The sequence below is a fragment of the Verrucosispora sp. ts21 genome, from assembly GCF_002879555.1.
GTDB classification, from domain to species: domain Bacteria; phylum Actinomycetota; class Actinomycetes; order Mycobacteriales; family Micromonosporaceae; genus Micromonospora; species Micromonospora gifhornensis.
This window is the reverse complement of sequence record NZ_PNOZ01000212.1, coordinates 1-284: the sequence shown is the minus strand read 5'-3', so window position 1 is coordinate 284 and position 284 is coordinate 1. Positions and strand designations below refer to the sequence as shown.

1 pseudogene is annotated in these 284 nt (G+C 63.7%); it reads right to left on the bottom strand.

Annotated features, from left to right (window positions below):
- Positions 1–284, bottom strand: a pseudogene (locus C1A38_RS30540) (hypothetical protein); the annotation flags it as partial.

Sequence of the window (284 nt, the reverse complement as noted above, 5' to 3'; positions counted from 1 at the left end):
GTACTTGGCGACCAGGTCAGCGGCCTGCTGCTCCCACTGGGCGTAGTGATCCGGGAACGCCGACACCTGCACGGTCTGGGCGGCCTTGGTCAACGGCATGTCCTGCCAACCATCAACCTGCTTGAGGCCCTTCAGGAACGCGGTGGTCGAGTACTCGGGATCGGTGATCTGCTCCACCGTGCCCCAACCACTGGACGGACGCTGCTGGAACAGACCCTGCGAGTCATGGTCGTTGCGGTCACCGAGGTGGCCCAGGTTCTCCAACTTCGACTCCTGCAACGCAG